The sequence below is a fragment of the Labrenzia sp. ATLA3 genome, from assembly GCF_057180185.1.
This window is the reverse complement of the sequence record NZ_JBXUKV010000015.1, coordinates 25,202-37,674: the sequence shown is the minus strand read 5'-3', so window position 1 is coordinate 37,674 and position 12,473 is coordinate 25,202. Positions and strand designations below refer to the sequence as shown.

At 60.3% G+C, this 12,473-nt stretch carries 16 protein-coding genes; 8 read left to right on the top strand and 8 right to left on the bottom strand.

From position 1 onward, the window contains the following. Nucleotides 1-161: 161 nt before the first annotated feature. From gatA to gatC, 3 genes are read right to left on the bottom strand one after another with little or no spacing between them, the layout of a single operon-like run. Nucleotides 162-1,646 (bottom strand): Asp-tRNA(Asn)/Glu-tRNA(Gln) amidotransferase subunit GatA, encoded by a 1,485-nt coding sequence (gene gatA / locus AC2A6O_RS28730; RefSeq protein WP_498932133.1) that lies wholly within the window; start codon nt 1,644-1,646, stop codon nt 162-164. Nucleotides 1,647-1,658: 12 nt separating this feature from the next. Then, a complete protein-coding gene (locus tag AC2A6O_RS28725) occupies nt 1,659-2,132 on the bottom strand; it encodes a GNAT family N-acetyltransferase (protein WP_498932132.1) in 474 nt (157 codons plus the stop codon). A 13-nt stretch (nt 2,133-2,145) separates the two neighbouring features. Next, nucleotides 2,146-2,433, bottom strand: coding sequence for an Asp-tRNA(Asn)/Glu-tRNA(Gln) amidotransferase subunit GatC (gatC, locus tag AC2A6O_RS28720; protein ID WP_148586104.1), 288 nt, complete (start codon nt 2,431-2,433; stop codon nt 2,146-2,148). A 156-nt stretch (nt 2,434-2,589) separates the two neighbouring features. Between gatC and AC2A6O_RS28715 the strand changes: the two genes are divergently transcribed. From AC2A6O_RS28715 to AC2A6O_RS28695, 5 genes are all read left to right on the top strand, one after another. Further along, a complete protein-coding gene (locus tag AC2A6O_RS28715; RefSeq protein WP_498932130.1) occupies nt 2,590-2,958 on the top strand; it encodes a darcynin family protein in 369 nt (122 codons plus the stop codon). Next, nucleotides 2,951-3,559 carry a TetR-like C-terminal domain-containing protein gene (locus tag AC2A6O_RS28710; RefSeq protein ID WP_498932129.1) on the top strand — a complete coding sequence of 203 codons (609 nt, stop codon included), beginning with the start codon at nt 2,951-2,953 and terminating at the stop codon, nt 3,557-3,559. The genes AC2A6O_RS28715 and AC2A6O_RS28710 overlap by 8 nt, the downstream gene beginning before the upstream one ends. A 151-nt stretch (nt 3,560-3,710) precedes the next feature. Further along, complete coding sequence (locus AC2A6O_RS28705; protein WP_498932128.1) at nt 3,711-4,205, top strand: YHS domain-containing (seleno)protein; 495 nt, start codon at nt 3,711-3,713, stop codon at nt 4,203-4,205. 234 nt (nt 4,206-4,439) lie between these two features. Then, complete coding sequence (locus AC2A6O_RS28700) at nt 4,440-5,237, top strand: siderophore-interacting protein (protein WP_498932127.1); 798 nt, start codon at nt 4,440-4,442, stop codon at nt 5,235-5,237. Nucleotides 5,238-5,405: 168 nt separating this feature from the next. Next, complete coding sequence (locus tag AC2A6O_RS28695) at nt 5,406-6,020, top strand: MliC family protein (protein WP_498932126.1); 615 nt, start codon at nt 5,406-5,408, stop codon at nt 6,018-6,020. Between the two features lie 72 nt (nt 6,021-6,092). On the opposite strand, the gene AC2A6O_RS28690 is transcribed toward AC2A6O_RS28695, so the two are convergent. Next, the gene (locus AC2A6O_RS28690; protein ID WP_148586110.1) at nt 6,093-7,109 is read right to left on the bottom strand and encodes a 1-aminocyclopropane-1-carboxylate deaminase; all 1,017 of its coding nucleotides are present in this window, start codon (nt 7,107-7,109) and stop codon (nt 6,093-6,095) included. 142 nt (nt 7,110-7,251) lie between these two features. On the opposite strand from AC2A6O_RS28690, the gene AC2A6O_RS28685 reads away from it, so the two are divergent. The 3 genes from AC2A6O_RS28685 (at nt 7,252) to AC2A6O_RS28675 (ending at nt 9,819) form a co-directional block, all read left to right on the top strand. Then, nucleotides 7,252-7,731, top strand: coding sequence for an Lrp/AsnC family transcriptional regulator (locus AC2A6O_RS28685; RefSeq protein ID WP_148586111.1), 480 nt, complete (start codon nt 7,252-7,254; stop codon nt 7,729-7,731). A 244-nt stretch (nt 7,732-7,975) separates the two neighbouring features. Next, nucleotides 7,976-9,190, top strand: a complete 1,215-nt coding sequence (locus tag AC2A6O_RS28680; RefSeq protein WP_148586112.1) for a GTP-binding protein — start codon at nt 7,976-7,978, stop codon at nt 9,188-9,190. Further along, nucleotides 9,187-9,819 carry a DUF1826 domain-containing protein gene (locus AC2A6O_RS28675; RefSeq protein ID WP_498932123.1) on the top strand — a complete coding sequence of 211 codons (633 nt, stop codon included), beginning with the start codon at nt 9,187-9,189 and terminating at the stop codon, nt 9,817-9,819. Before AC2A6O_RS28680 ends, AC2A6O_RS28675 begins: the two co-directional genes overlap by 4 nt. Nucleotides 9,820-9,828: 9 nt before the next feature. Here the strand turns inward: AC2A6O_RS28675 and AC2A6O_RS28670 are convergent, their stop codons facing one another. From AC2A6O_RS28670 to AC2A6O_RS28655, 4 genes are all read right to left on the bottom strand, one after another. Next, the gene (locus AC2A6O_RS28670; protein WP_498932122.1) at nt 9,829-10,377 is read right to left on the bottom strand and encodes an NADPH-dependent FMN reductase; all 549 of its coding nucleotides are present in this window, start codon (nt 10,375-10,377) and stop codon (nt 9,829-9,831) included. 90 nt (nt 10,378-10,467) lie between these two features. Beyond that, the gene (locus AC2A6O_RS28665; RefSeq protein WP_498932120.1) at nt 10,468-11,091 is read right to left on the bottom strand and encodes a LysE family translocator; all 624 of its coding nucleotides are present in this window, start codon (nt 11,089-11,091) and stop codon (nt 10,468-10,470) included. A gap of 46 nt (nt 11,092-11,137) precedes the next feature. Further along, nucleotides 11,138-11,722 carry an HD domain-containing protein gene (locus tag AC2A6O_RS28660; protein ID WP_148586116.1) on the bottom strand — a complete coding sequence of 195 codons (585 nt, stop codon included), beginning with the start codon at nt 11,720-11,722 and terminating at the stop codon, nt 11,138-11,140. Further along, nucleotides 11,722-12,471 (bottom strand): pyridoxine 5'-phosphate synthase, encoded by a 750-nt coding sequence (locus tag AC2A6O_RS28655; protein WP_498932119.1) that lies wholly within the window; start codon nt 12,469-12,471, stop codon nt 11,722-11,724. The genes AC2A6O_RS28660 and AC2A6O_RS28655 overlap by 1 nt, the downstream gene beginning before the upstream one ends. Nucleotides 12,472-12,473: the final 2 nt, after the last annotated feature.

Here is a 12,473-nt window from a genome sequence, read left to right as displayed (position 1 = left end):
GGGGGCGGTCCCGTCTCACGCCTCGCAGCATTCTAACAAGCCGCTGTCGGGAACCGGAGGCTGCGATACCATGGTCAGACCGTGACCAGGTGTGGAATTGCCTTGAGATCGTCAAGTGCTCCCCCGGACCTGTGCGGTCCGGGGGGCGTTTTTCGTGAGTGTTAGCCCCACCAGGCTTCCGGTGCGAAGGAGCCGGCGGCGTCTTCGATGACCTGGCCGACCTGGAAGAGCGTGCTCTCTTCGAAAGGTTTGCCGATCAGCTGAAGACCGAGCGGCAGGCCGTTGTTGTCGAGGCCGGCCGGAACGGAAATACCGGGCAGGCCGGCCATGTTCACGGTCACGGTGAAGATGTCGTTGAGGTACATTTTCACCGGATCGGAATGAAGGTCCTGGTCGGCAACGCCGAAGGCGGCAGACGGGGTGGCCGGGGTCAGGATGGCATCGACACCGTTTTCCCAGGCAAGGTCGAAGTCGCGCTTGATCAGCGTGCGAACCTTCTGGGCTTTCAGGTAGTAGGCATCGTAGTAACCGGCCGACAGAACGTAAGTGCCGATCAGGATACGGCGCTTGACCTCTTCCCCGAAGCCTTCGGCGCGGGTGTTTTCGTACATTTCGACGATGTCCTTGCCTGGAACGCGCAGGCCGTAGCGCACGCCGTCGTAACGGGCAAGGTTCGAGGAGGCTTCCGCCGGTGCCACGATGTAGTAGGCCGGCAGGGCGTATTTGGTGTGCGGCATGGCGATGTCGACGATCTCCGCGCCGGCATCCTTCAGCCAGTCGATCCCTTTCTGCCACAACGCTTCGATCTCGGCGGGCATGCCTTCCAGGCGATATTCTGCCGGAATGCCGATCTTGAGGCCTTTCACGGATTTGCCGATGGCAGCTTCATAGTCCGGCACCGGCAGGTCGACGGAGGTGGTGTCCTTGGCGTCGACGGACGCCATCGACTTCAGCATGATCGCGCTGTCCCGCACGGTGTGGGCGATCGGGCCGGCCTGGTCGAGCGAGGAGGCAAAGGCGACAACGCCCCAGCGGGAGCAGCGACCATAGGTCGGCTTGATGCCGACAGTGCCGGTGAAGGCCGCCGGCTGACGGATGGAGCCGCCGGTGTCGGTGGCGGTGGCCCCCATGCACATGCGGGCGGCAACAGCGGCAGCGGACCCGCCGGAAGATCCGCCCGGAACCAGATCCTGGTTGGAACCCTTCTTCCGCCACGGGTTGATCACCGGGCCGTAATAGGAGGTTTCGTTGGAAGAGCCCATGGCGAACTCGTCCATGTTCAGCTTGCCGAGCATGACCGCGCCGTCGGCCCAGAGGTTGGACGTGACGGTGGATTCGTAAGCCGGCTTGAAGCCGTCCAGAATGTGGCTGCAGGCCTGGGTGTGCACACCCTGAGTGGCGAACAGGTCCTTGATGCCGAGCGGTATGCCTTCCAGCGCGCCGCCTTCGCCCTTGGCAAGCTTGGCGTCGGATGTCTTTGCCATGTCGCGCGCCTTGTCGGCAGTCACGGTCACATAGGCATTCAGGCTTTCATTGGCTGTCTCGATGTTCCTGATGAAGGCATCGGTCAGTTCCAGCGACGTGTAGTCCTTGTTCTTCAGGCCTTCACGGGCTTCGGCAATGGTCAGTTTGGTCAGATCGGTCATGGATTTGAGCTCTCAGGCGGCCGCCAGCGGCCGGGAATAGAAAATGGAATAGGGACTGTCGGGATAATCAAGCACGGGTCCACAGCGGCTGAAGCCGGCACGTTCGTAGAGGCGCCAGGCCGCCGGGTGCTTGTCGCCGGTTTCCAGAACGAGCTCGGAAAGGCCCTCCCGGGTTGCCAGCGCTATGATCCGGTCCAGAATGCTGCCGCCCAGACCAAGACCCTGATAGGCCGGCCTGGTATACATGCGCTTGACTTCAGCAACGCCATTCGGGTGCCGGTGCAGGGCACCGCAGGCAGCCACCTTGCCGTCAATCCGGGCGACGAAGACGGTCGTTGTCTCGCCGGCCATTTCTTCGGCTGTCATGTGGTAGCAGGCCTCAGGGGGGCTCAGCGTCAGCAGCAGGGCGTTCAGCTCGGCAATCATCTCGCCCATGTCGGCAGACAGGGGCGTTTCGATGGCGATAGCTGGAACAGGTGCAATCATCCGGGTGGTCCGCTTATTCGACGACTTTCGGCACCATGAAGAAGTTATCTTCGGAGGCCGGTGCGTTCAGGGTGATGTCGGCAGCCTTGCCGCCGTCGGTGACGCCGTCCGTGCGTTTTTTCATGGTCTGCTCGACCACGGACGTCAGCGGTTCGACGCCGGAAATGTCGACTTCGTCAAGCTGCTCGACAAAGCCGAGAATGGCGTTCAGTTCGCCGGTCATGCGGGTTGCGTCTTCTTCGCTCACCTTGATGCGTGCCAGGCGGGCAACGCGTTTCACCGTATCGGTATCAACAGACATGTTTTCCTCGTCTTTGCAGGTGCCCGAAGCGCATTTTCGCTCCAGGCTTGTGCTCTTCTTGCGGCGGCAGACCGGCGAAGGCAAGCGTACGGACTTGCGCAACAGCTGAATTCGGAATAAATCGGTACCAATGGTAACCGAAATAGAGGTCTGCGCATGACACAGTCCCCCGAAACGATCCGTCCGTTGCCAATGGCAGCCATCGTCTATCTGGCCTTCGAACCGGCTTGGCTGGCGCTTGATCGCCAGGAGCGGGGGGCGATTGCCGGTCAGATCGGCGAGATCCTGGCGCGTCACCCGAAGGTGACGTTCGAGTGGTTCGATGCCGATGCGCTGGCAGGCGGTTTTTCCGATTTCACGATTTGCCGGTTTTTCGACATGCGCGCCTATCACCACCTGTGGGAGGAACTGCGCGACACGGTGATCTTCTCAAAGCCCTATGCCCGGATCGTCAACGTGACGACCGGAATCGAGAACGGGTTCCAGGATTACGAAACAGCCCCTGAAGAAACTGGCGATGCCTGAGGAAAGCACAGCCGGACGACCACAGGAGGAGAGGGTCAGCAAGGCGCTTCTGGAGGCAACGCTCACCGAGCTGGCCGAGAACGGCTACGAGAAGACCACCATTGCTGCAATCGCCGCACGCGCGCGGACTAGCAAGCAGGCGGTCTACCGGCGCTACGCGGACAAGGGCGCGTTGATTGCGGCGGCTGTCGAGGCAGCTCTCGCCAGCGTCAATCCGGCACCGCCTCAGCGGGGTAGCGTCGCCGAGGATCTTCGGCAATGTCTTTCCAACACCGTTGCGGCCTTGCAGGATACCGCGCTGGGCGCTGCGGTTCAGGCGCTGGTGCCGTATCGCGACAGGCCGGACCTCGCAGGTGTTCTGGACGAGGCCGAGGCCGCCCGGCGGCTGGTTCTGCGCCAGATCTTCATCGCGACACCGTTCGAAGCCGATATGGAAACCCGGATCGATTTGCTGCTCGGCCTCATCTATTTCCGTCTGCTCATCCGCAATATCAGGATCGAGGCCAGAGACATCGAGACGGCTATCTATCTGGTGCTGGGCCTTGTAGCGCCGCGAGAGCCTGCGCCCCGTCAGGAACTGCCGGGCCTCCCGGGAGTGTGAAGGTATCTGCCATCACGATTTTCTCGCTTTCCGTTAGCGGCTCTGTGAACAAGGGTGATTGGCCAATTTCTGCAGCAGAAGACATGGTTTTCATGCTTGGAGCGACAGGCTCCAGGTCATCAATCCGTTTCACACTCCATTGGAGACGCTCATGCCGCTCTATACGTCCAAATCGGTTCTGCTGGGACTGACCGCGCTCTTCTCCGCTGCCGCCTTCACGGCTTCCGCCGACGACATCACCACTTTCACCAAAGGCGGGGCTGCAATCGGCGGAACCGATCCTGTTGCCTATTTCACGGTCGGCAAACCTGTTGCCGGCTCTGACGAATATACGGCCGAATATGACGAGGTTACCTGGAAGTTCTCGTCTGCCGAAAACCGCGACAAATTCGTTGCCAACCCGGCGAAATATGCCCCTCAATTTGGCGGCTTTTGCGCCTTCGGTGCCTCTATGGGTTTCAAGGTGCCGGTGGTTCCGGAAGCCTGGTCGATTGTTGACGGCAAGCTTTATCTGAACAACTCTCTGAATGTTCAGGACCGGTTCGAAAAAGATGTGCCGGGCAATATCCGCAAGGCGACCCTCAACTGGGACATCATCAAGGACAAGGAGCCGGGCGAACTGACGGATCCGATCATCCGCGAGTGACGCTGTTGTTCCTGTATCTCAGCCGGAAGCCCGCCAACAGGCGGGCTCAGGCCTCGTCGCTAAAACGTGATGTAGACTAAAATTGCACCGGACAAGCGCAGTGTCGGCCGGGAGAGGGGAGGCAAAACCCCGTCCTGCGAGACACAGAGACATTTTTCCGGGCGGCAGATCTTTAAATCGGCTTTCGTGGATGTTAAATCTTGAGAATATTACTCAAGAATTATGAGGTGCCTCTTGGCCAAGTCTGCGAAACGCCAACCCCGCTTTCTGACCGTCAGGTCGACGCGCTACCTCAGCCCCAATCTCGTCCGTGTCACCTTTGCCGGGCCGGAATTGCAGGGATTTCCCGAAGGCCACGAGGGTGCGAACTGCAAGTTGCTGCTGCCGCGTGACGGCGAAAGCCGCGAGGCCTTTGAAGCGCATTATGCACCGGACGGACCTTCCGAACGCGTGCATCCGATCCGCACCTACACGGTCCGTGCCTTTCGCAAAGACGCGCTGGAACTCGATATCGACTTTGTAGCGCACGGCGACGAAGGACCGGCAACACGCTGGGCGCAGCGGGCTGGGGAAGGCGATTTCCTCGGTTTTCTTGGCCCAAGCCAGCCGAAGATTACCGAGTTTCATGCCGACTGGTATCTCCTGGCGGCAGACCTTTCCGCAATGCCGGTGGTGGAAACGACGCTTGAGGCAATGCCGCGCGATGCAAGCGGGCTTGTGCTGTTCGAAGTTCCCTCTGAGGACGACAAGCGCGACATTGCGGCTCCCGAGGGCGTCGAAATCAGGTGGCTGATTCAGGAGCGGCCGCATGTGCCTTCGACAGCGCAGGTGGACCTTGTGAAGTCCCTGGAATGGCCTTCCGGACCTGTTCAGACCTGTATCGCCGGTGAAAGCTCCGTCATTCGGGCGCTTCGGGACCATCTTCATAACGAGCGGAAAGTCCCCAAGGCGGACACCTATATTTCCGGTTACTGGAAAATCGGACTTGTCGAGGACGAACATCAGCAGCTCAAGAGGGCGGAAGCCGCCTGAGGCCTTTCGCTGGAATATCGCACTTCTCACCGGTTGGTAGCGCTCCAACCGGGGGGGCTGAGGTCACCGGTCTGACTGTGCGGTCGTATATCTTCGGGCCACCCAAATCTTGCCATCAACCTGAGATCCCTTAGATCTGTTGCTACAGGTTTTTCGGGAGGTGGTTTCATGCGTGGTTTGGCAGTTGTTCTTGGTCTCGTTTCCGTCGGCGTTGCCTTTGTTCCGGCTGCATGGGCTGCCGGTCCGGCTTTCGATTGCGCGAAGGCGGAAAGTTCAGCGGAGAAGCTGGTCTGTTCGAATGACGACCTTGCGGCGCTGGATCAGAAACTGGCGGATGTTTACGAGGGCGCGGTCGGCGTCGTGAAGTCGCTGGATGCGGGTGCGGAAAAAGAACTCAACACGCTGAAGGCCTATCAACGTGGCTGGGTGAAGGGGCGCGATGAATGCTGGAAGAGTGACGACGAACTCGCCTGCGTCCGCTCAGCCTATGAACGCCGGATTGCGGAACTGACCGCGCGCTATCAGCTGATCAAGGGACAGGCCCCGGTCTTTTACACCTGCAACGATAACCCGGCCGACGAGATCGTAGCGACTTTCTTTGATACCGAACCACCGTCAGCGCGGCTGGAGCGTGGCGACACGACCGAGATTGTCGTGCAGGGGCCCAGCGGGTCCGGTGCGCGTTACGAGGGCGACTTCGGCATTCTTTTCTGGATCAAGGGTGACGAGGCCATGGTCGATTGGCCACAAGGTACGTCATTCGATTGCAAGGCGCGAGGCTGACAGGCCCGTTTCGGCCTGTCAGGCTGCGAAAACCGGCCGATGCCTTGTGAGCAGCGGCCGGTCTGGCCGTAATTAGCCGTCCTTGTAGTAGTAGCTGTAGCCGTTGAGGGCAGGAGCGCCGCCGAGATGGGCATAAAGCACCTTTGATCCGGCAGGAATTTTGCCCAGTTTGACCAGATCGATCATGCCTTGCATCGACTTGCCTTCATAGACCGGGTCGGTGATCATTGCCTCGGTCTTGGCGGCGAGCCGGATGGCTTCGTTGGTTTCCTCAGAAGGAACCCCGTAGGCCGGGTAGGCGTAGTCCGGGTTGATCACGATCTCGTCGTCCCGCACCGTGCGGCCAAGCTCCACGAGGGAGGCCGTGTTGTCGACGATCTGACGAACCTGCGAACGGGTCTGTTCCACGGTGCCGGAAGCGTCGATACCGATCACGCGGTCGGCCCGGTTCTGGTCGGCGAAGCCGACGATCATGCCTGCCTGTGTTGAGCCGGTCACCACGCAGACGACGATATAGTCGAAACTGAAGCCGAGCTCTTCTTCCTGCTGCTTCACTTCCTCGGCAAAGCGCACATAACCCAGACCACCGAACTTGTGCACAGATGCACCGGCGGGAATGCCGTATGGTGTGCCGCCTGCATCGCGAACGGACTGCATGGCGTCTTCCCAGCTCTGGCGAATGCCGATGTCGAAACCATCTTCGACCAGGCGCGAGTCAGCACCCATAAGGCGGGTCAGAAGAATGTTTCCAACCCGGTCGTAGACGGCATCATAGTGGGGCACCCACTTTTCCTGCACCACGACGCATTTCATGCCGATCTTGGCGGCGGTCGCTGCGACCATGCGGGTGTGGTTGGACTGAACGCCGCCGATGGAAACCAGCGTATCGGCGCCGGATGCGATGGCGTCGGGTACGATGTATTCCAGTTTCCGCAGCTTGTTGCCGCCAAAGGCGAGGCCGGAGTTGCAGTCTTCGCGCTTTGCATAAATCTCCACCTTGCCGCCAAGGGCTTCGGAAAGCCGGGGCAGGTGTTCGATAGGCGTCGGGCCGAAGGTGAGGGGATAACGTTCAAATTTGCTGAGGTTCATGGAGCGCACCGGATAGGTTGTTGATGCGTAAATCCTCGCAGAAATTTCCAGAAAGGTGCTTTCAAATTTTTATGAATTTTTTCTGTTCTCGAGATATGTGAATGGATAAGAGTTCGTATTTGAATCAATTGACGCCAGAAAAATGAAAGAATCTTCCATGGCTGATGAATTGGACCGGATTGATCGCAAGATTCTGAAACTGCTGCAGGAAGATGGCCGCCTGAGCAACGCCGAGCTTGCCGGTCTGGTGAACGTTAGCCCGGCCACCTGCCACAGACGCACACAACGCCTGTTCGACGAGGGGTTCATTCAGGGCGTCCATGCGCAAATCGACCCGCAAAAGGTCGACAGATCGGCCCTGGTGATTGTTGGCGTCGTGCTGGACCGGTCGACACCGCAAAGTTTTGAGGAGTTTGAAGAGGTCGTCCGAAAGGCGGACTTCATTCTCGACTGCCATCTTGTCGCGGGCGACTTTGACTATTTTCTGAAGATCCGCACGCGGGACATGACGGATTTCAACAAGCTTCACGGCGAAAAACTGATCGTGCTGCCGGGCGTGCGCCAGACGCGTACGTTCTTCGTCATGAAGGAAGTGACCGACAACGCACCGCTACCTTTCTAAAACTCCCCGGACACCAAGCCTGACCTGCCGGACGGGGCTTCTCAGACCGGGGGGGCTGATGAGCGTCCCGGATGAATGCCCCGGATGCGTGCTTCCAAATCCCTTGCCATAGTCCTGCCGCCAGGAAGCCTTGAGCGTCCGTGACCAAAAAACGGTTGCATCGGGCGGGAACATTACAGTACAGATCCGATATGTAATAACATAACATGATGTAGCGTAACATATCGCATCGACTGGAGGCCCTATGTCTGATCGACGTCTGCCCGTAACCGTTCTGTCCGGTTTCCTGGGAGCCGGCAAGACCACCTTGCTCAATCGCGTTCTCAACAACCGTGCCGGATTGAAGGTGGCCGTGATCGTCAACGACATGTCGGAGGTCAATATCGACGCTGACCTGGTTCGGGCTGGCGGTGCGGAATTGAGCAAGACCGAGGAAACCCTCGTGGAAATGTCCAACGGCTGCATCTGCTGCACCTTGCGCGATGATCTGCTGAACGAAGTGCGCCGTCTTGCCGGCGATGGCAGGTTCGACTACCTGCTCATTGAATCAACCGGGATTTCCGAGCCTTTGCCGGTGGCGGCGACTTTCGATTTCCGTGATGAAACCGGCAACAGCCTGTCCGATGTGGCAAGGCTCGACACGATGGTGACCGTGGTCGATGCGGTCAATCTTCTGGGAGATTTCTCCAGCCATGATTTCCTGAGCGACCGGGGCGAGACGCTTGGCGAAGAGGACGAGCGCACGCTGGTGCACCTCCTGACCGACCAGATCGAGTTTGCCGATGTGGTGGTTCTCAACAAGGTGGGCGCGGCGACAGCGGGGCAGGTCGATGCCGCCCGCAAGATCATCCGCAGTCTCAATGCCGATGCGAAGATCATCGAGACCGACTTTTCGGACGTCTCGCCTTCCAAAATCCTCAATACGGGGCTCTTCAACTTCGAGAAGGCTCATGAGCATCCGATGTGGGCGAAGGAACTTTACGGATTTGCCGATCATGTTCCCGAAACGGAGGAATATGGTGTTGCCTCCTACGTCTACCGGGCAAGACGGCCATTCGATCCGGAAAAGATCCACGAGGTGCTCAACGGGCAGCTTCCTGGTGTCATCCGTGCCAAGGGGCATTTCTGGATCGGGAGCCGGCCGCAGTGGGTGATCGAGTTTTCACTGGCAGGGGCGCTCTCCAGCGTAAGCCCGCTGGGGACATGGTGGGCGTCGGTGCCACAGGAACGCTGGCCGGATGACGAGCGTGCCCGGGCCTACGCAAAGTCGCTCTGGGTTGAGCCTTTCGGCGACCGGCGGCAGGAAATTGTCTTCATCGGCGCGGGCATAGACTGGCCGCTGCTAAAATCTCGGCTCGACGCGTGTCTGATCGGCGAAGAGGCGGGTGATGATCTGGCGAGCTTTGCGCATCTGCCCGATCCCTTTCCGGCCTTTCGCCACGCGGACCGCGCAGCATGACGGCGCTGGAGCTGAAGGCTGAGGCCTTTTCGAACGGCCCCGCCGCTCGGGACGTTATCATCGGCCGGGATCCGGACATCCTCGCCGACATTTGTGAACCGGGCGTCGCCGCCGCCATCTGGCGGCGGACTCCGGAGCCCGAATTTCAAAAGTGGATCGATGCTTTGCCGCCAGACAGCCTGCCGGAGCTGCGGACGGTGGTGCCGGTGCATCTGGCCGAAGCGGCTGTCATGGCGGCCTGCGAAAGCCATGGCGTCCCGGCGTGCGAAATGCGGGAAACGCTGGCGAGCGATGTCGGCGCACTCGCCCTAATGCTGGCAAAGTCCCTGACGGTGCGTCTGGTGCGATTACGGCTGGATGTTTCGGAAGACGTCATGTGTCCGAAGTTCCACCTGGACAATGTCCGGGCCCGGTTGTTGTGCAGCTACCGCGGGGCGGGGACGGAATACGTTTTGGAAAATGTGGCCCAGGAGAGCGGCCGCATCCGTCAGGTGCCGCCCGGTGGCGTTGCTCTTTTCCGGGGCCGGAAATGGTGCAGCGAGGAAAGGACGGCGCTTCTGCACCGCTCACCCGTCGCGACACCGGAAAGTGGTCCGCGGCTTCTTCTGGTGATTGATCCGGCGGATTAGGTCGGAGGCTCAGTCTGCCCCATGCTGACGAGAGAGCCAGGAGCGGTATCGGTCCAGGTGTTGCGTGACGATGGTCGCCAGACGGGCATCGTCACAGATCGTCTCTACCGTAATCGCATTGCTCGTGAGGCCAAGGGAAAATCCGGCTTCACTGACGATTTCTGCAGACATGGTTCGAAGGATCTCTTCCAGCTGGGGAGGGGCGAACGCATGGCGGGAGGTGACATGGGCAAGGGCGACTGGTTTTCCGGGGAACTTCTGGCAGCCGACCATCCAGTCAAGGGCGTTCTTGAAGCTGCCGGGCAGCGCATGCATGTATTCCGGCACCGCGAAGAGCAGCCCGTCCGCGCGCGCCACCTGCGCGCGCAGATCGGCGACGATTTCCGGCAGGCTATCGGTGACGTCGAGATCCGGCACGAAATGCGGCAGATCGCCGATGCGGTCATAGTGGCTGAGAACGAGCCCCTCCGGAGCCAGCCGTTCTGCTGCGTTCAGCAAAGCCAGGTTGGACGAGGCAGCACGCAAACTGCCGCAAAATGTGAGGATCTTCAGGGGCAAGGAACTGGTCCGCTTGAGGTGGGCGAGGGGCGAGCCTATCGGATTCGCCCCGCCGCGTGATCCCCCAAGAGACTTCTGGCCTGTGCCGCCTTAGCGGCTGGCGGCTGCCAGGGCCGCACCGAAGCCGACAAAGAGCGTGCCTGTGACCCTGCGCACCCAGAGCATTCGTTTTGCGGAGGTCAGGAAGCGGCGCATGTGGCCGCCTGCATAGGCAATCGCTGCATGGTTGGCGAAACACAGGGCTGCGTATGTGAAGGACAGCACCGAGATTTCCAAGGGATCGATGCCGTCGGCCCGCATGAACTGGGGGAACAGCGCGGTGATGACCAGAATGGCTTTCGGATTGGTGATGGAAACCAGCAGCGCTTCCAGAAACAGTTTTCTGGGGCTCTTGCGGGCGATCAGGACGCCTTCTTCCACATGAAAGGCCGACTTGTCGCGCCAGATCTTGATGCCGATGAAAATCAGATAGGCCGCACCGATGACTTTCAGCACGGTAAAGGCCACGGCGGAGGTCGTCATAAGGGCGCCAAAGCCAAGGGCGACAGCGTAGCCCAGGATCACCAGTCCCGTGGCGTTGCCAGCCGCCGAGGCAAGGGTCGCGTTGCGCCCGAACCGGAGCGTGTTGGAAATGGCCAACATGACCGCCGGGCCGGGGCTGACGGCAGGCAGAAGCGAGACGGCAATGAAGACGAGCCAAAGATCTATCGGCATGTGTGTTCTCAAGAAAAAGGCCGCGGAGTGCAGCCGGAGGGGTGTTTCAGGGCAGAAGCCGGCCGTCGCTGACGGCCTGGTTCAGAAGGTCCTGGGCAAAATCCCATAGACCGGGGAAGGGAGACAGGCGGGATTCCTTCGTCAGCTTCAGAGCTTCGGCAGAGATTGGCTCGTGTGTCGGATCGTCCAGGCCGGAAGCAAAGACAAGAACCATCGGATGCAGGGCGTCCATGGCATTGGCAAATTTGGCTTCCGGTGTTTCGTTGGCCTCAAACTCCAGCCACAGGCCCTTGAAGTCCAGTTCCTGGGACGTTGGAAGCAGGGCAAACAGACGGCTGGCAGCCGCTTGTTCCAGCTCCTTGATTCCGGCCCGGTTGTCGTCGGTAACCCAGTGGTCGCCCGCGTCGATTTCCACCAGGTCGTGAACGGCAAGCAGTTTGACCACATGGTTGATGTCGGTGCCGGCCGGGGCGTGTTCGGCGAGGGTGAGCGTCTGCAGGATCACGTGCCAGCAATGTTCGGCCGTCGTCTCCCGCCGGGCGCCGCCCGTGAGCTGGTTGAGCCGGACCACTTCCTTCAGCTTGTCGGTTTCCAGAAGAAACGCGACCTGCCTTTGCAAGGTGTCGTTCATCAGATCTCGCCCATGGCCCTGCGGAAGCGGGCGACACTTTCGGCGAAACCGTAGATCAGTGCATCGGCGGTGAAACCGTGGCCGATCGACATTTCCCGAATGAAGGGCGCGCGCGCCATCAGAGCAGGGATGTTTTCCACGGTCAGGTCGTGCCCGGCATTGACGCCGAGCCCGTTGGCCTTTGCGGCTTCCGCCGTTGCGACGATCTTGTCGAGTTCCTTTTCAGCGCGTCCCGGATCGTCATAGCAGGCGCCATAAGGCCCGGTGTAGATCTCGATCCGCTCGGCGCCCAGCCTTGCGGCATGTTCGGGCGCGGCCGGGTCCGGATCGCAGAAGAGCGAGACCGTGACCGCCCATTCCCTGGCGGCGGCAATCGCCGTTTCCAGGGCGCCAGTGTCTTTCGAGAAATCCCAGCCGTGGTCCGAGGTGGTTTGCTGCGGGTCGTCCGGCACGAACAGAACCTGTTCGGGGCGCGCCTCCTCCACCAGCTTCATGAAATCGGGGGTCGGAAAACCTTCCAGACACAGCTCCTTGTTCGGGAACCTGTCCTCGATCAGCTCGGAGAGCTCGAACACGTCCGTCTTGCGGATATGACGCTCGTCCGGGCGTGGATGCACGGTGATGCCCTTGGCGCCGGCTTCCATCGCGATGGTGGCCAGTCCGGTCACACTTGGCCAGGGCAGGTCCCGGCGGTTGCGCAGCATGGCGATGGCGTTGACATTGACGGAAAGGCGCGAAACGGCAGGCATGA